This is a genomic window from Pseudomonas sp. PDM18, from assembly GCF_014852585.1.
In the GTDB taxonomy this organism is placed as follows: domain Bacteria; phylum Pseudomonadota; class Gammaproteobacteria; order Pseudomonadales; family Pseudomonadaceae; genus Pseudomonas.
In genome coordinates this window covers 198,168-215,239 of the sequence record NZ_JACVBX010000013.1, presented here as the reverse complement: position 1 = coordinate 215,239, position 17,072 = coordinate 198,168, and the positions used below count along the sequence as shown (strand labels likewise).

Annotated in this window: 16 protein-coding genes; 8 read left to right on the top strand and 8 right to left on the bottom strand. The window is 66.1% G+C overall.

Going from position 1 to position 17,072, the window contains the following annotated elements; all coding sequences use genetic code 11:
• Positions 1 to 222 precede the first annotated feature (222 nt).
• From IB274_RS24230 to IB274_RS24220, 3 genes are read left to right on the top strand one after another with little or no spacing between them, the layout of a single operon-like run.
• Positions 223 to 1,584 (top strand): TolC family outer membrane protein, encoded by a 1,362-nt coding sequence (locus IB274_RS24230; protein WP_192435396.1) that lies wholly within the window; start codon positions 223 to 225, stop codon positions 1,582 to 1,584.
• Between the two features lie 21 nt (positions 1,585 to 1,605).
• Positions 1,606 to 3,762: a type I secretion system permease/ATPase gene (locus tag IB274_RS24225; RefSeq protein ID WP_192435394.1), complete on the top strand. Its 2,157-nt coding sequence runs from the start codon at positions 1,606 to 1,608 to the stop codon at positions 3,760 to 3,762.
• A complete protein-coding gene (locus tag IB274_RS24220) occupies positions 3,752 to 5,122 on the top strand; it encodes an HlyD family type I secretion periplasmic adaptor subunit (RefSeq protein ID WP_192435392.1) in 1,371 nt (456 codons plus the stop codon). The genes IB274_RS24225 and IB274_RS24220 overlap by 11 nt, the downstream gene beginning before the upstream one ends.
• A gap of 73 nt (positions 5,123 to 5,195) precedes the next feature.
• On the opposite strand, the gene IB274_RS24215 is transcribed toward IB274_RS24220, so the two are convergent.
• The 5 genes from IB274_RS24215 to IB274_RS24195 all read right to left on the bottom strand — a co-directional run bounded on the left by IB274_RS24215 (position 5,196) and on the right by IB274_RS24195 (position 10,223).
• On the bottom strand, positions 5,196 to 5,837 hold the full coding sequence (locus tag IB274_RS24215; protein WP_192435390.1) for an NAD(P)-dependent oxidoreductase: 642 nt from the start codon (positions 5,835 to 5,837) through the stop codon (positions 5,196 to 5,198).
• A gap of 133 nt (positions 5,838 to 5,970) precedes the next feature.
• Entirely contained in the window at positions 5,971 to 6,855 is an 885-nt protein-coding gene (gene mmsB / locus IB274_RS24210) for a 3-hydroxyisobutyrate dehydrogenase (RefSeq protein ID WP_192435388.1), read from the bottom strand.
• 130 nt (positions 6,856 to 6,985) lie between these two features.
• Positions 6,986 to 8,089 (bottom strand): enoyl-CoA hydratase/isomerase family protein, encoded by a 1,104-nt coding sequence (locus tag IB274_RS24205; protein ID WP_192435386.1) that lies wholly within the window; start codon positions 8,087 to 8,089, stop codon positions 6,986 to 6,988.
• A 10-nt stretch (positions 8,090 to 8,099) separates the two neighbouring features.
• On the bottom strand, positions 8,100 to 8,918 hold the full coding sequence (locus tag IB274_RS24200) for an enoyl-CoA hydratase (RefSeq protein WP_192435385.1): 819 nt from the start codon (positions 8,916 to 8,918) through the stop codon (positions 8,100 to 8,102).
• A gap of 141 nt (positions 8,919 to 9,059) precedes the next feature.
• Positions 9,060 to 10,223, bottom strand: a complete 1,164-nt coding sequence (locus tag IB274_RS24195; RefSeq protein ID WP_184587214.1) for an isobutyryl-CoA dehydrogenase — start codon at positions 10,221 to 10,223, stop codon at positions 9,060 to 9,062.
• A gap of 196 nt (positions 10,224 to 10,419) precedes the next feature.
• Between IB274_RS24195 and IB274_RS24190 the strand changes: the two genes are divergently transcribed.
• From IB274_RS24190 to IB274_RS24170, 5 genes are all read left to right on the top strand, one after another.
• The gene (locus tag IB274_RS24190) at positions 10,420 to 11,298 is read left to right on the top strand and encodes an AraC family transcriptional regulator (protein WP_192435376.1); all 879 of its coding nucleotides are present in this window, start codon (positions 10,420 to 10,422) and stop codon (positions 11,296 to 11,298) included.
• A gap of 39 nt (positions 11,299 to 11,337) precedes the next feature.
• Complete coding sequence (locus tag IB274_RS24185; protein ID WP_192435365.1) at positions 11,338 to 12,156, top strand: VanW family protein; 819 nt, start codon at positions 11,338 to 11,340, stop codon at positions 12,154 to 12,156.
• A gap of 98 nt (positions 12,157 to 12,254) precedes the next feature.
• Complete coding sequence (locus IB274_RS24180; RefSeq protein ID WP_192435363.1) at positions 12,255 to 12,818, top strand: hypothetical protein; 564 nt, start codon at positions 12,255 to 12,257, stop codon at positions 12,816 to 12,818.
• 54 nt (positions 12,819 to 12,872) lie between these two features.
• Positions 12,873 to 13,565 carry a uracil-DNA glycosylase gene (ung, locus tag IB274_RS24175; protein WP_192435361.1) on the top strand — a complete coding sequence of 231 codons (693 nt, stop codon included), beginning with the start codon at positions 12,873 to 12,875 and terminating at the stop codon, positions 13,563 to 13,565.
• Between the two features lie 5 nt (positions 13,566 to 13,570).
• Positions 13,571 to 13,942, top strand: a complete 372-nt coding sequence (locus tag IB274_RS24170; protein ID WP_192435359.1) for a hypothetical protein — start codon at positions 13,571 to 13,573, stop codon at positions 13,940 to 13,942.
• 79 nt (positions 13,943 to 14,021) lie between these two features.
• Here IB274_RS24170 and IB274_RS24165 read toward each other — a convergent pair whose 3' ends face one another.
• From IB274_RS24165 to IB274_RS24155, 3 genes are read right to left on the bottom strand one after another with little or no spacing between them, the layout of a single operon-like run.
• Positions 14,022 to 15,542 carry a tripartite tricarboxylate transporter permease gene (locus tag IB274_RS24165; protein WP_151189618.1) on the bottom strand — a complete coding sequence of 507 codons (1,521 nt, stop codon included), beginning with the start codon at positions 15,540 to 15,542 and terminating at the stop codon, positions 14,022 to 14,024.
• A gap of 10 nt (positions 15,543 to 15,552) precedes the next feature.
• Positions 15,553 to 16,020, bottom strand: a complete 468-nt coding sequence (locus IB274_RS24160; protein WP_192435357.1) for a tripartite tricarboxylate transporter TctB family protein — start codon at positions 16,018 to 16,020, stop codon at positions 15,553 to 15,555.
• Between the two features lie 49 nt (positions 16,021 to 16,069).
• Complete coding sequence (locus IB274_RS24155; protein WP_081517622.1) at positions 16,070 to 17,047, bottom strand: Bug family tripartite tricarboxylate transporter substrate binding protein; 978 nt, start codon at positions 17,045 to 17,047, stop codon at positions 16,070 to 16,072.
• Between the last annotated feature and the right edge of the window lie 25 nt (positions 17,048 to 17,072).

Here is a 17,072-nt window from a genome sequence, read left to right as displayed (position 1 = left end):
CGGTTGGAAATTACGTATATGCCAATGTATTGACCATTCGTTTGCCATCCTAAACAATTGGCAAATCGATGTCACTTTGATATCGGTGGTCCGCCCAAAAAAATTTAGCGTGAAATTCATCACGCTTTTGAAGCTTTCCTTGCAGCCATTCGCCGGTCTTTTGACGCTCTTTAGCGGCAATCGAATCGCTGCGGCTATCTCACTGATAAGGATGTTTTCCTCATGCGCATGCGATTCGCTCAAGCCGTGCCCTTCGCCCTGGCTTTCGTCATTCCCGTTGCTCTGCCGGTGCAGGCCGACACCCTCAACCAGGCCATGCAGAAGGCCCTGGAGTACCACCCGGAAATCCAGGCCGGAGTGAACTCGCGTCTCGCTGCGGACAAGCAATTGCGCGCCGCCAAGGGGGGCTACCTGCCGTCCGTCGACCTGACCGCTGGCTACGGCCGCGAAGGCTCCGACAACACCACCACCCGTGGCGAAGGCGATCACTGGAAGACCCTGAACCGCGGCGAGTCCAACCTCGCCCTGCGCCAGATGGTGTTCGACGGCTTCGCCACTTCCAGCGAAGTCGGCCGTCAGCAGGCCAACGTCAACTCCCGCGCCTACGCACTGCTGGGTACCTCCGAGCGCACCGCGCTGGACGTTGCCCAGGTCTACACCGACGTGCTGCGTCGCCAGGAGATGGTTCGCCTGGCCGAGGACAACCTGAAGAATCACCAGCGCGTCTACGACCAGATCAGCCTGCGCAGCTCCCGTGGCGTTGGCCGTCTCGCCGACCAGGACCAGGCCGAAGCCCGCCTGGCCCAGGCGCAGAACAACCTGATGACCGAGAAGACCAACCTGGCCGACGCCCGCACCAACTACTACAGCGTGGTGGGTAGCGACCCGGTGGAACTGAGTGAGCCCACCGGTCTTGTCGGCCAACTGCCGGAAGACCTGCAGGCTGCCCGTCGCCAACTGGTCGAGAACAGCCCGATCCTGCGCTCCGCGGAATCCGACGTCGCCGCCGCCGAGAAGCAGTACGACGCTGCGAAATCGACCTTCTATCCGAGATTCGATGCAGAACTTTCCAAGGGTGCCGATAACAACCTCGATGGCGAAGAAGGCCACAACAACGAATGGCAGGCCATGCTGCGCATGCGCTACAACCTGTTCGCCGGTGGCAGCAACAAGGCCGAACTGGAAGCCAAGTCCTATGAAGCGAACCAGGCCCTGGATATCCGCAACAACGCCTTGCGCCAGTTGAACGAGGAACTCGGATTGTCCTGGAACGCCCTGAACAACGCCCGTGACCAGCTGCCGATCGCCCGCCAGTACGTGGACTACAGCACCCGCGTGCGCGAGGCCTACCAGAAGCAGTTCACCATCGGCGAGCGTACCCTGCTCGACCTGCTGGACAGCGAGAACGAGCTGTTCAACGCTTCGCGCCGCCTGGTCGACCTGAAGTACACCGAGCTGTTCACCCAGTACCGCATCAAGGCCACCCTGGGCGAGCTGCTCAAGAGCCAGGGCGTGGTCGCGCCGATGGCCGCGGTGGCGTCCGAAGACATCAAGCCGAAAGTCCAGCTGCCCGGCCTCAACTAACCTGCCCGAGAGAGCACCCGCGTGGATCAAGAAGTCAGCGAAGTACCCCTAAGCCACGATCCGCGCGGTCTGCTGGATGACCCGCTGCTGGACAGCCTGCTGACGCTCTGTCAGCTGCACCAGAAGCCGGCCAGCCGCGCCATGCTCACCAGCGGCCTGCCGCTGCCCGGCCAGCGTCTCTCCGCCGAGTTGCTGCCCCGTGCGGCGGCTCGCGCCGGCCTGCAGGGGCGCCTGCTGCAGCGCAAGCTGGAGCAGATTCCCGCGCTGGCGATGCCCGCCATGCTGTTGCTGCGCGAAGGGCGCTGCGCGGTGCTGCTGGGGTGGGAGAGCAATGGCGATGCGCGCCTGCTGCTGTCCGAGAGCGACGGCGGTGAAGTGCGCGTCACCCGCGAACTCCTTAGCGAGGACTACGCCGGCCAGGCCTTCTTCGCCCAGCCGCAGCACAAGTTCGACCTGCAGCACGGCGAGCTGATTCCGCGCGCCAAGAGCTGGTTCCGTGACACCCTCAAGCGCTCGCGCTGGCTCTATGTCGATGCCGTGGCCGCGAGCCTGCTGATCAACCTGATCGCCCTGGCCGCGCCGCTGTTCGTGATGAACGTCTACGACCGCGTAGTGCCCAACCAGGCCGCCGCCACCCTCTGGGTGCTGGCCATCGGCATCAGCGGCGCCTACCTGTTCGACCTGCTGCTGAAAACCATGCGCGGCCTGTGCCTGGACCTGGCCGGCAAGAAGACCGACCTGATCATCTCGGCGACGCTGTTCGAGCGCATCGTCGGCATGAGCATGAAGTACCGCCCGGCACGGGTCGGCTCGTTCGCCCAGAACATCCACGAATTCCAGACGCTGCGCGACTTCCTCAACTCGCTCACGCTCACCACCCTGATCGACATGCCGTTCACCCTGCTGATCCTGCTGGTGATCGGCATCATCGGCGGGCCGCTGGTGTTCGTCCCGCTGATCGCCTTCCCGCTGGCCGCAGGTCTTGGCTGGCTGCTGCAGAAGCCGCTGGTGGAGACCATGAATCGCACCATGGCGCTGGCCGCCGAGCGCCAGTCGAGCCTGATCGAGACCCTCGCCAGCCTCGACGCGGTGAAGGTCAACAACGCCGAAAGCGAGCGCCAGTACCTCTGGGAGCAGACCATCGGCACCCTCAGCCGCCTGGAGCTGCGGGTCAAGCTGCTGTCGACCCTGGCGATGAACATCACCGTGCTGATCCAGGCGCTGGCCGGGGTCGTCATGATCATCGGCGGCGTCTACCTGATCATCGCCGGCGACCTGTCCATGGGCGGCCTGATCGCCTGCTACATGCTCAACGGCCGCGCCCTTGGCCCGCTGACCCAGCTCTCCGGGCTGATCCAGCGCTACCAGCAGGCGCGCCTGTCCATGGCCACCACCAACCAGATGATGGAGCTGCCGCAGGAGCGCAACGCCGACGAACGTCCGCTGACCCGCTCGCAACTGCGCGGCGGCATCGAGATGCGCGGCCTCGACTTCGCCTACCCGAACCAGCAGGTGGCGGCGCTGCATGGCATCAATCTGCAGATCCGCGCCGGCGAGAAGATCGGCATCATCGGCCGCAGCGGCTCGGGCAAGAGTTCGCTGGCCAAGCTGATCGTCGGCCTGCACCAGCCCGAGAACGGCAACCTGCTGGTGGACGGCGCCGACGTGCGCCAGCTGGATATCAGCGAACTGCGCCACAACATCGGCTACGTGCCGCAGGACATCAGCCTGTTCAGCGGCACCCTGCGCGACAACCTGGTCAGCGGCGCGCGCTACATCGATGACGAGCGCGTACTGGAAGTGGCCGAGCTGACCGGCGTGAACGAATTCGTCCGCCTGCACCCGCAGGGCTACGAACTGCAGGTCGGTGAGCGCGGCCACAACCTTTCCGGCGGCCAGCGGCAGAACGTCGCCCTGGCCCGCGCACTGTTGCTCGACCCGCCGATCCTGCTGCTGGACGAGCCGACCAGCGCCATGGACAACGCCGGCGAAGAACGCCTGAAACAGCGCCTGCAAGCGATCATGGGCGAAAAGACGCTGCTGCTGGTCACCCACCGCGCCTCCATGCTCAGCCTGGTGGACCGCCTGGTGATCATCGACAAGGGCCGCATCATCGCCGACGGTCCGAAGGACGTGGTCATGGATGCACTGAAGAAGGGGCAGATCAGTGTCGCTTAATCCTCTGGGCAATATCCGCCACTCTGTCCGTGGCTATTTCAAGGGCGGCGACAACCTCTCCGGCCAACCGCTTCCGGAGGTCAGCAAGGCGCTGATCGAAGACGCGCCGCGCGTGGTGCGCCTGACCATCTGGATTCTCATCGGCTTCGTGGCCTTCCTGCTGCTGTGGGCGCACTTCGCGCAGATCGACGAGGTCACCCGTGGCGAAGGCAAGGCGATCCCCTCGTCCAAGGTGCAGAAGATCCAGAACCTGGAAGGCGGCATCGTCTCGCAGATTTTCGTCCACGAAGGGCAGGTGGTGCAGGCCGGCGAGCAACTGATGCGCCTGGACCCAACGCGCTTCCAGTCCAACGTCGGCGAGACCGAGGCCGACCGCCTGGCGATGTTCCTGCGGGTGGAGCGCCTCTCCGCCGAGGTAGAAGACCGCCCGCTGAACATCCCCGATGACGTGCGTGCCAAGGCGCCAGGCCAGGCCAGTAGCGAAGAAGCGCTGTTCCACAGCCGCCAGCAGCAGCTCAAGGATGAAACCGACGGCCTGCAACAGCAGCTGGTGCAGAAGCAACAGGAATTGCGCGAGTTCATCTCCAAGCAGGCGCAGTACCGCAACAGCCTGAACCTGCTGCGCGAGGAAATCGCCATGTCCGCGCCGCTGGTGGCCCAGGGCGCGATGTCCCAGGTGGAGCTGCTGCGCCTGAAGCGCGGTGAAGTGGAGAACCGTGGCCAGCTCGATGCCACGACACTCGCGATCCCGCGTGCCGAAGCGGCCGTGAAGGAAGTCGAGCGCAAGGTCGCCGAGACCCAGTCGCGCTTCCGCAGCGACGCGCTGAAGGAACTCAACGAAGCCCGCACTGAACTGAGCAAGGCCACGGCCACCGGCAAGGCGCTGGAAGACCGCGTCAGCCGCACCCTGGTGACCTCGCCGGTGCGCGGCATCGTCAAGCAGTTGCTGGTGAACACCATCGGTGGCGTGATCCAGCCGGGCAGCGACCTGATCGAGATCGTCCCGCTGGACGACACCCTGCTGGTGGAAGCGCGCATCCGTCCGCAGGACATTGCCTTCCTGCGTCCCGGTCAGCACGCCATGGTCAAGTTCACTGCCTACGACTACACCATCTACGGCGGCCTGCAGGCGGACCTGGAGCAGATCGGCGCCGACACCGTCACCGACGATGACGGCAACAGCTTCTACCTGATCAAGCTGCGCACCCGCAAAAGCCACCTGGGCACCGACGACAAGCCCTTGCTGATCATCCCCGGCATGATCGCCACCGTGGACATCATGACCGGCAAGAAGAGCATCCTCAGCTACCTGCTCAAGCCCATCCTGCGGGCCAAGGCGGAGGCGCTGCGCGAGCGTTGATTGCCGCGCGGTACCCAGTGAAACGGGCCACCCTTGGGTGGCCCGTTTCGTTTGTGCAGGTCGGCTGCGACGATCAATAAGCCACGGTAAACCGCTGCTGGTGATGGTTGGCTTGCTCGGCCTCGTCGACCATCGCCACCGCCAGGTCCGGCAGGGAAATGCGGCTCTCGCCATTGCCGTCGAACAGTACCTGGTCGCCGCCAATGCGGAAGCTGCCGGTGCGGATCTCGCCGTCGAGCAGCATCGCCGGGCTGAGGAAGGCCCAGTCCAGTTCCTTCTCGGCGCGCAGCTGGTCCAGTGCATCGGCGGCGCCTAGTGCGCCCTGCTTCCACTGTTCGGGGAATTCCGGGCTATCCACCAGGCGTTGGCCGGGGGCGATCTCCAGGCTGCCGGCGCCGCCGAGCACCAGCAGGCGCTTCACGCCGGAAGCCTTCACGCCGTCGAGGATGGCGCGGCTGCCGCTGGCGTGGGCCTCGCGGATATCCGGGTTGCCCCAGCCGGCGTTGAACGCGCTGATCACGACCTCCTGGCCTGCCACGGCACGGGCGACCTGGGCCGGATCATAGACGTCGGCCTGGACCACCTTGAGGTTATCCCGCGCTGGCAGTTTCGCCGGGTCGCGTACCAGCGCGGTCACCTGGTGGCCGCGACGCAGTGCTTCTTCGAGGAAGTAATGGCCGACGTGGCCGGTGGCGCCGATCAGGGCAAGTTTCATGGAATCACCTTTTCGTGGGAGGGAGTGCCGCGCCAGTGGGCACGGGTGGCAGGTGATTCATCTTCGGTCCAGGACTCCTGAGGATAAAGCCACGCCAACGCCATGCACTCATAAGCGTGGCTTCACAATGGGCTCAGTTATCGAAGAGTTTCTGTACCACCGAGAAGTCCTGCTCACCATGGCCCTGTTTCACCAGCAACCGGTACATCGCCAGCGCCAGGCTGCCCATGGGCGTGCTGTTGCCACTGACCTGTGCGGTCTCCTGCGCCAGACCCAGGTCCTTGGTCATCAGCGCGGCCATGAAACCGCCGGTGTAGCCGCGCGAGGCGGGAGCGTTTTCCATCACGCCGGGCCACGGGTTGTACACCTCCAGCGCCCAGTTGCCGCCAGAACTGCGGCGCATGATCTCCGACAGCACTACCGGGTCCAGGCCATTGGCAGCGCCCAGGGCGAGGGATTCGGCGGTGCCGATCATCAGCACGGCGAGCAGTTGGTTGTTGCATACCTTGGCGACCTGCCCGGCGCCGTCGCCGCCAGCGTGGAAGATATTGCGGCCCATGGCTGAGAACACCGGGCGCGCGCGTTCGAGCACCTCGGCGTCACCGCCGACCATGAAGGTCAGGGTGCCGGCGATGGCGCCGCCGGTGCCGCCGGAGACCGGGGCGTCGAGCATGGGAATCTTGCGTTCGGCGGCGGCCTGGTGAACCTTGCGCGCCGAGGCTGGGGCGATGGTGGAACACTCCAGCACCAGGGTGCCGGGGGCGATGTGCGCGAGCAGGCCTTCGTTGCCGAGGTAGAGCCCCTCGACGTGCTGGCTCGCCGGCAGCATGGTGACTACCACGTCGGCGCCGTCCACTGCGTCATGAGCGCTGCGCGCGGCACTGGCGCCCTGGACGATCAGCCCGTCGATGGCGCTCTGCACCAGGTCGAACACGCGCAGCAGGTAGCCGGCCTTGATCAGGTTGGCGGCCATGGGAGCGCCCATGTGGCCGAGGCCGATGAAGGCGATGGTTTGCATGCTGGTTTCCTCCTGTTCAACGACGACAGGCACTCCAGCGCTTTGGCTCTTCGTAGGAGCGAGCTCGCTCGCGAACTGGGCCCGCAGCGAAGCTGTTCGCGAGCGAGCTCGCTCCTACAGGGAGGGCACCTTACAGATCCGCCAGCGGATGCTCGCCCTCCCAGGTCGCGTCGAAGTGCGCATTCACCACAGCATCAGGTATGGCAGCGATATCCGGCCAGTGCCAGTGCGGGGTGTTGTCCTTGTCGATCAGCCGGGCCCGCACGCCCTCCGGGAATTCCGGGTGGCGGCAGCAGTTCAGGCTCATCGCGTACTCCATGCGGAACACCTCGGCAGTCGACAGATGGCGCGCGCGGCGAATCTGTTCCCAGACCAGACGAGCGGTCAGCGGGCAGCCGGAGGCGAGGGTCTTGGCCCCGCGAGCGATCAGTGCGTCCTCGTCGTTGACCAGCGCGGTCAGCGCGTTCCAGGCTTCGGCGATATTGGCGCTGTCGAGCACCGCATCCAGGCGCGCGCGGCGCGGCAGCAGCTGGGCGTCGGGCATCTCGCCGCGGGCTTCGTGCTCCAGTGCCTGGAGCAGGCTGTGCAGTTGTACGTCGGCCTGTTCGCGCCAGTTCAGCTGCACCAGGCCTTCGATCAGGTCGTCCTGCTGGGTGTCGAGCAGGAAGCGGTCGGCGAGGTCCAGGTCCAGCGCGTCGCGGGCATTCATCTGCGTCGCGGTCAGCCCGAGGAACAGGCCGAGGCGGCCGGGCAGGCGGGCGAGGAACCAGCTGGCGCCGACATCCGGGTACAGGCCGATGTTCACTTCCGGCATGGCCAGGCGGCTGCTCGGGGTGACGATGCGCACGCCGGCGCCCTGCATCAGGCCCATGCCGCCACCCATCACGTAGCCGTGGGCCCAGCAGATCAGCGGTTTGGAATAGGTGTGGATGAGGTAGTCGAGGCGGTACTCGTCGGCAAAGAAGCGGCGCGCCAGTTCCGGCACCTCGCCGGGCTTCTCGCGGCAGGCATCGACCAGCTTGCGCACGTCGCCACCGGCGCAGAAGGCCTTGCCGCCGTTGCCGCGCAGCACCACACAGGCGATCTGCGCGTCGTCCTGCCAGACGCGCAGTTGATGGTTCATCGCCTCGATCATCGGCAGGCTCAGGGCATTCAGGCTCTTCTCCGCGTCCAGCGTCACCACGCCGATGCGGAAGCCGTGCAGGCCGGGGCGTTCTTCGAACATCACATTCATGGTCAGGGCCTTATTGGTTGCGCCAGTGCGGGTCGCGTTTTTCCAGGAAGGCGTTCACGCCCTCGCGGGTGTCGTCGGCGTCGAACAGGTCGACGAAGCGCTCGCGCTCCTCCGGCAGCCAGGTGGTCGGGCCGCGCTCGCGGGCGCCCTGGATCAGCGGCTTGATGGTGCGCACCGCCACCGGGCTCTGCCGCGCGACCTTGGCCGCCAGCAGCAGGGCGGTGCCGCGGGCTTCGCCGGTATCGACGACCTGCTCGATGAGACCGATGCGTAGCGCGGTATCGGCATCGATGCGCTCGCCGCAGAGGATCATGCGCTTGGCCCAGCCTTCGCCGACCAGCCACGGCAGCGCCTGGGTGCCGCCGGCGCAGGGCAGCAGGCCCACGGTGGCTTCGGGCAGGGCCATCTGCGCCTGGCGCTCGGCGATGCGGATGTCACAGGCCAGGGCGCATTCCAGGCCGCCGCCCATGGCGTAGCCGTTGATCGCGGCGATGGACACGCCACGGAAGTCGCGCAGCGTCTCGAAGGCTTCGCCGAAGCGGCGGGCCATCTCGCGGGCGCGGGCCTTGTCGCCGTCGGCAAACATATTCAGGTCGGCTCCGGCGGAGAAGAATTTCGGACCCTGGCCGGTCACCACCAGGGCGTAGATGTCGTCGTCGCGGTTCAGGTGCTCGATCACCTGGCGCAGGCCGATCAGCGAGTCGCGGTCCCAGGTGTTGGCCGGCGGATGGTTGATGGTGATCAGCGCGGTGTGGCCGTGTTTTTCCACGGTCAGCTTGTGGGTCAGATCGAAGACTCCGGGCTTGTAGGGCTCGAGGGCGTTGCTCATGGGCATCTCCTTGTCGGTGCCGCCGGCGGCGGGCGTATGGGCATGGACTCTAGGCATGCGCGGCAGGGCGAGTCCATGTCCGATCTGTTCGATTGCGCCTGTGCGGGCGGGCGGTTTTTCCAGTGATTCGTTGCGGCCGGGTCAGAGCAGGCGGTCCAGCATTCCGCCCTGTTCCAGCAGGCGCCGGGCGACGATCACCCGCATGATCTCGTTGGTGCCCTCGAGGATCTGGTGCACGCGGCTGTCGCGCACCCAGCGCTCCAGCGGGTAGTCGTTGAGGTAGCCGTAGCCGCCGTGCAGCTGCAGCGCCTCGTTGCACAGGGCGAAGCAGCGGTCGGTGGCGAAACGCTTGGCCATGGCGCAATACAGGGTCGCCTCGCCGTCCTTGTGGTCCAGCTTGTGCGCGGCCAGGCGCACCATCTGCCGGCTGGCGGTGAGGTCGGTGAGCATGTCGGCGAGCTTGAACTGCAGGGCCTGGAACTCGGCCAGCGCCTTGCCGAACTGCTTGCGCTCCTCGACGTAGCGCAGCGACTGCTCCAGCGCCGCCTGGGCCGCGCCGAGGGAGCAACTGGCGATGTTCAGGCGGCCACCGTCCAGGCCCTTCATGGCGTAGACGAAGCCCTGGCCCTCCGGGCCGATGCGGTTGCCGGCGGGGATGCGCACGCCTTCGAAGGTGATGGTGCGGGTCGGCTGCGCCTTCCAGCCCATCTTGTCCTCGTTGCGGCCGTAGCGGATGCCTTCGGCGTTGGCCGGCACCAGGAAGCAGGAAATGCCCTTGGCGCCTTCCTCGCCGGTGCGCGCCATGACGATCAGCACGTCGGTGGAGCCGGCGCCGGAAATGAAAGTCTTGGCGCCATCCAGCACATAGTCGTCACCGTCGCGCTTGGCGCGGGTACGCAGACGTGCGGCGTCGGAGCCGGCGTCCGGCTCGGTGAGGCAGTAGGAAGCCAGCAGTTCGCCGCCGATCAGCCCGGGCAGCCACTGCTCCTTGAGCGCGGCGTCGCCGAAGCTGGCGAGCATCCAGCTGGCCATGTTGTGGATGGTCATGTAGGCGGTGGTGGCGACACAGCCGGCGGCCAACTGCTCGAAGATCAGCGAGGCGGAAAGGCGCGACAGACCCAGGCCGCCGTCTTCCTCGGCGATGTACAGGCCCAGGTAGCCCTGCTCGGCGGCACGGCGGATCACCTCCACCGGGAAGTGGTGCTGGCGGTCCCAGTCGGCGGCATGGGGCGCCAGTTCGCGGCTGGCGAAGGCGCGGGCGCTATCCACCAGCAGGCGTTGTTCTTCGGATAGATCGAAATGCATGCAGCTACCTCTGTTTGTTCTTGTTGGCTACAGCTTGGCGCTCGTGGCGCGCGCTCGTCGGCAAAGAAGCTCCTGGTTGAAGAGCCTCCCGAGTAAACAGTCCTCCGGTTATAGCGCGTTGCGCCCTCGACTGTGGATTGACGATCTTGTGCTGGGGATGGACGATCTTGGTATTGCCGATGCCGGATTACCGCCCATGTCCCGCCCACTGATCTCCACCTGGCCGCTGCCGCAGCAGGGCGTGCGCTTCATCACGCCGCCGCGCCTGCGTCGCGCGCTGGACCGCCACCCGCTTGGCCAGGCCTGCTATCCCTTGGCCCTGGGCTATTACCCGGCCGCGGTCGGGCACCGCATGGAGCGGGAAGACCCGGACGATCACCTGCTGATCTACTGCAGCGCAGGGCTCGGCTGGCTGGAAACGGCGGATGGACGATTCGAGGTCGCCGGTGGTGATCTGCTGGTGCTGCCCAAGGGCCGCGCCCATGCCTACGGGGCCGACCTTCAGCAACCCTGGTCAATCTTCTGGGTGCACCTGGAAGGCCGTCTGGCCGAGGACTTCCTGCGTCCGCTGGGCAAGTCGCCACGCCTGCGGGTGGGCGTGCAGCCGCGCATCCTCGGCGAGTTCGATGCGCTCCTGGCGCTGCGCCGTCAGGGCCTGAGCCTGCCGCACTTCATCCACGCGGCGCACCTTCTGCAGAGCCTGCTGACCTCGCTGGCCCTGCGCCCGGCGCGGGCGCGGCTGAAGTCCGGGCGGGTGCTGGACGTGGAGGCGGTGCAGGCGATGATGCGCGAGCATCTGCACGATGCGCTGAACCTCGACGAGCTGGCGGCGCAGTTCCGCCTGTCACGCTTCCACTTCGCCAAGACCTACCGCGCGCTGACCGGCCAGGCGCCGATCCAGGATTTCATCCGGCTGAAGATGACCCACGCCTGCCGGCTGCTCGACCAGGGCAACCTGGAAGTGCGCCAGGTTGCCGAGCAACTGGGCTATGCCGATCCGTACTACTTCTCGCGGTTGTTCAAGAGCGTGGTGGGCATGGCGCCCAGTCACTACCGGGCGCTGCATCAGGGATAGAATCGGCATTTGCATTGATCTGCAGGGAGCACAACGGCAATGCGCAAACCCCTTTCTCTCTACCATCCCTGGCTATACGCCCTGAGAGTCTGGCAGCGCCGCGTGTTCCGCACCTGCCGCTGGTATCTGTCGAAAACCCCCTATGCGAGTCGGCAGTGCGAAGCACGCTTGCCGTTTCGCTACATCAAACATACCTCCAGGCTGATCCGGAAACTGGGCTCCAGTGACCTGGCGTTGCAGCACAACAAGGTGATCAACCTGCGCTTGGCCGTCGACTGCATGAGTGGTGTGCAGATCGGCCCTGGCGAGTACTTTTCCTTCTGCCGCCTGCTGGGTCGCCCCAGTGCCAGCCGAGGTTTCGTGGAAGGCATGGAGTTGTCCTTCGGCGAGGCGAGACAGGGGATTGGCGGCGGCATCTGCCAGCTGAGCAACCTGATCCACTGGATGGCTTTGCACTCGCCATTGAAGGTCGTGGAACGCGCCAATCACAGCTTCGATCCCTTCCCCGACGAGGGCCGGGTTCTGCCGTTCGGTTCGGGGGCGGCGATTTTCTACAACTTCATCGATCTGGTGCTGTACAACCCGACGCAGCAGACCTTCCAGCTCGACCTGCGGGTGGCGGAACATCAACTCGAAGGCGTGCTGCTGTGCAGCGCCGAGCGTCCCTTCCGCTATCACGTCTACCAGCGCAACCATCGTTTCGTGAAAGCCGGCGAGGGCGTCGTCCGGGAAAATGAAATCTGGCGTGATATTCGGGAAAAAGGCCAGCAAGGGACGTTGCTGAAGAGCGAATGCCTTTATCGCAATCGCGTGCGGGTGAAGTACCGGGTCGAAGACGAGCACCTGTCCGGCACCTGAGAGTGGCGCGCGGCGTCGCCTGTGCTGGCGTCCCCTACCGTGCGCGCCATGACGTGGCTCGCTAGTCTTTGCCGACTACCCGGAGAAGGACCCGCCCGATGCTGCCCGTGATCGCTGAACTGCTGCTGACCCTGGCCTGCGCTGTCGCCGCCTGGCTCGTCCTGCGTGAGCAGATGGGCTGGCGCGCGCTGGGGTTCCTGTCCATGGGCATCGCGGCGCTGCTGGGGGCGCTGGAGTATGGCGTCGTCGGTGCATTGACTGAGGCGCATCATTTGGCGAGCGTGCTGTCCGGCGCCGTAGGCCTGCCGTTGATCGCGCTCGGGCGTCTGTCCGGCGGCCCCGGCCGGCAAGTAGTGGTGCTGGTGATCGGCGTGCTGCTGGTGCTTCTGGCGCAGCTTTCATTGGTGAGCAACCTGATTGCCTTGCTGGTCATCGCCTGGCCTGGTCGCTCGCGGCGCTATGCGCTGGCGCTGCTTGGCGCGCTGCTGTTCATCGGTAGCGGCCTGCTGATCGGCACCCGTGGCGAACTGGCTGGCGTACCGCGCTGCGAACTGTTTCACCTGGGCCTGACGGTTGCCGTCGCGGTATGGATTCTTGCCGGCCTGGGCAGCGGCGCGCCGCGTCTGCCGGGCTCCTGGGCGGTGCGGCACAAGTCGCCTTGACTTGGCCGGGTCGCTTGCTTAGCGTGCCGGTTCGTTTCACCAGGCAGACGCACCATGACCAACGACGACCGGATCAAGCTGGAACCCAGCTGGAAAGAAGCCCTCCATGAGGAGTTCGAAAAACCCTACATGAAGCAGCTGGGCGAGTTCCTGCGCGCGGAGAAGGCCGCCGGCAAGGTGATCTTCCCGCCCGGTCCGCTAATCTTCAACGCGCTGAACACCACGCCGCTGGAGCGCATCAAGGTCGTCATCATCGGCCAGGACCCGTACCACGGCCCCGGCCAGGCCCATGGCCTGTGCTTCTCGGTGCAGCCGGGCGTGCCGACGCCGCCGTCGCTGCAGAACATCTATAAAGAGCTGCAACGCGACCTCAACCTGCCGATCCCCAATCATGGCTACCTGCAGCACTGGGCCGAGCAGGGCGTGCTCCTGCTCAACACCTCGCTCACCGTCGAACAGGCCCGCGCCGGCTCCCACGCCCAGGCGGGCTGGGGCCCGTTCACCGACAAGGTGATCGAAGTGGTCAGCCAGCGCTGCGAGAACCTGGTGTTCCTGCTCTGGGGCTCCCACGCGCAAAGCAAACAGAAACTGATCGACGCACAGAAGCACCTAGTGCTCAAGTCCGCGCACCCGTCGCCGCTCTCCGCCTATCGCGGCTTCCTCGGCAACGGCCACTTCAGCCGCACCAACAAGTTCCTCGAACAGCACGGCTTGACGCCTATCGATTGGTCGCTGCCGCCGGTGTAATGCCGATGATCCGGCGTGCGTGGCTGGCGAACCTGCCGGGCTTGATGCTCGGTGCTAGCTGCCTCGCGGCCGGTTCTTCTCTCGATGAGTGGCGTTCCAACGACGCCATTCACGGCCTTTACGAGATCGATCAGGCGGCCCGCGCTTTCGTGGCCGCCGAGAACGCCCGCAGCAACGCTGGTTGGACCGTCGCCGAGCCCAATCTCAAGACAATCGTCGCCCGCTGCTCCGTGCCGCTGGACACCCGCTGGGGTGAGATTCGCCTGTTCGCACCGGACGGGCGCGAGCTCAGGCGCAAGGTCGTCGAAGTCGTCTGTGCCAAGCCAGTCAGCGGCAAAAACTGGACGGTTTCGCTGCGCGTTTCCCACAAGTCTTGATCCCCCACAAAAAAAGAGGCCCGCACAAAGGCGGGCCTTGAAAATCGCCGCGTGTCTCGACGCGGCGAGCGTGGTTGCTTTAAGCGGCGTCAGCTACCGCCTCGCGGGAACGACGGGCGCGCTTGCGCCAAGCGCGGTACAGCGGCAGGCCGAGCATCAGCGCGACCAGCGCCCAGGTGCCGATGGCGATGGGGCTGGACCAGAGGATGCCCAGTTCGCCGTTGGAGATGGACAGTGCGCGGCGCAGGTTCTGCTCCATTAGCCCGCCGAGGATGAAGCCCAGCAGCAGCGGCGACAGCGGGAAGTCCAGCTTGCGCAGGATGTAGCCGAGGATGCCAATGGCGACCATCAGGAACAGGTCGAAGGTGGTGGCGTGCACGGCGTACACACCGATGGCGGTGATGATCGCGATGCCCGGCACCAGCGCCCAGTTCGGCACCGAGAGGATGCGGGTGAACACCCGCACCATCGGCACGTTGAGGATGATCAGCATGACGTTGGCGATGAACAGCGAGGCGATCAGGCCCCAGACGATGTTCGGTTGTTCCTGGAACAGCAGCGGGCCGGGGGTGATGTTGTACAGGCTGAGCGCGCCGATCATGACCGCGGTGGTGCCCGAGCCGGGGACGCCGAGGGTCAGCATCGGCACCAGGGCGCCGCAGGCGGAGGCGCCGATGGCGGTTTCCGGGGCAGCCAGGCCGCGCAGGTCGCCCTTGCCGAACTTGCCGGTGTCACCGGCCAGTTTCTTCTCGGTCATGTAGGCCACGGCGCTGGCCAGGGTCGCACCGGCGCCGGGCAGCACGCCCATGATGAAGCCGAGCAGCCCGCAGCGGACGTTGACCACGGCCACCGAGGCGGCTTCCTTCATGTTGAACAGCATGCGCCCGCTGGCCTCGACCATCTTGTGGCCGTGGTGGGTCTTCTCCAGCAGCAGGAGGATCTCGCTCACCGAGAACAGGCCCAGCACCAGCACGACGAACTGGATGCCGTCGGAGACGTGGATGTTGTCGAAGGTGAAGCGGTACACGCCGCTGTTGGCGTCGATCCCGACGCTGGACAGGAACAGCCCGAGCAACGCCGCCAGCAGGGTCTTCAGCGGCCGGTCGCCGGCCAGCCCGCCGAGGGCGACGATGGCGAAGACCATCAGTACGAAGTATTCCGCGGGGCCGAAGGCGATGGCCCATTTCGCCAGCAGCGGGGCGAACAGCACCATGCCGCAGGTGGCGATGAAGGCGCCGATGAACGAGCTCCAGGCCGACAGCGACAGGGCCACGCCAGCCAGGCCGTTGCGTGCCATGGGGTAGCCGTCGAGGGTGGTCATCACGGTGGAGGCTTCGCCGGGGATGTTCAGCAGGATCGAGGAAATCCGCCCGCCGTATTCGCAGCCCAGGTACACGGCGGCCAGCAGGATCAGCGCCGACTCCGGCGGCAGGCCAAGGGCGAAGGCGACCGGGATCAGCAGGGCTACGCCGTTGATCGGGCCCAGGCCCGGCAGCAGGCCGACGACGGTGCCGATCAGGGTGCCGATCAGCGCGGTGATGAGGTTGTACGGGCTCAGGGCGACACCAAAGCCCTGTCCGAGATAGCTCAAAGTTTCCATGACGAGTTCCTCAGAGCAGGGGGTCGAGGATGCCCAGCGGCAGCGGGACGTCCAAAGTGCGGTCGAACAGCACGTAGAGGCCGATGGCGAGCAGCGTCGCGGTGACCACGCTGGCCACCGGGCGGCCGCCGTAGATCAGCGCGATGAAGGTGCCGATCATCGCGCTCGCCGGGATGAAGCCCAGCGGCTCGAACAGGCCGGCATACACCGCCAGCAGCACGACGCAGAGCACCACCTTGCCCAGCAGCGCGCCTTCCAGCGCCGGCTCGTCGTCCTCGCGCTTGATCGGCGTGGGACGGGCGATCAGCCAGGCCAGGCCCACAGCCATCAGGCCCAGGCAGAGCAGTGGGTAGGCGCGCGGGCCGACCGGTTCGTAGGAGAAGGGCGCCTGGAGCTGCCAGGCGATCAGGGCGAAGGCGACGCAGGCGAACAGCCAGGCGCCGGCGAACAGCCGCTGGAAGAGGCTGGTACGGGACATGGGGAGTCTCCTGGCGCCGCCTTCGTGGAAGGCGGCGCCGCTCGGGGCGTTACTGGATGAGGCCGAACTCGCGGGCCAGCTGCTTGTACTGGGCGACCTGCTGCTTCACATAGGCGTCCAGTTCCGGGCCGGTCATGGCGAAGGGGAACAGCTCGCGCTGGTCGCGCAGCCTGGCGAAGTCTTCCGAGGCCAGCAGCTTGTCGAAGGAGGCCTTCCAGAACTGGTAGTCCTCTTCGCTCACCTTCGGCCCGACGTAGAAGCCGCGCACCACTGGCCAGACGATGTCGAAGCCCTGCTCCTTGGCGGTCGGGATGTCGGCCATGCCTTCATCCTTCAGGCGCTCCTCGGAGAACACCGCGAGGATGCGCATCTTGCCCGCGCGGATGTGTGGCATGGAGTCGGAGATGTCCGTGCTGCCCACCTGGATGTGCCCGCCCAGCAGCGCCGTGGCGATCTCGCCGCCGCCTTCCAGGGCGACGTAGCGCAGCTGCTTCGGGTCGATGCCGGCGGCCTTGGCGATCAGCGCGGTCTGCATCCAGTCCTGGCTGCCGACGGTGCCGCCGGAGCCGATCACCACCTTGCCCGGGTCGGCCTTGAGCGCGGCCACCAGGTCGCCGAGGTTCTTGTACGGCGAGTCGCTGGGCACCGCGATGGCGCCGTAGCTTGTGCCCACGGCGGCCAGCCACTTCACGGCGTTCTCGTCGAAGCGGCCGAACTTGCCCTGGGCCAGGTTCAGCAGCGAGCCACTGGAGAAGGCGGTGATGGTGTTGCCGTCGGCCGGACGCTGGGCGACCACCGCGTTGTAGGCCACGGCGCCGACGCCGCCGGGCATGTAGGTGACGCGCATCGGCTTGGTCAGCAGTTTCTCGTCCACCAGGGCGCTCTGCGCCAGCTTGCAGGTGAGGTCGAAGCCGCCGCCGGGGGATGCCGGGGCGATGCATTCCGGGCGCTTGGGCTCGGCCATCAGTTGGCTGGCGGCGAGCAGGGTGGCGCCGGCGAGGGTCAGGTTGCGCAGGACGGTGGTCATGGTGCGATGCCTCTCTTGTTGTTGT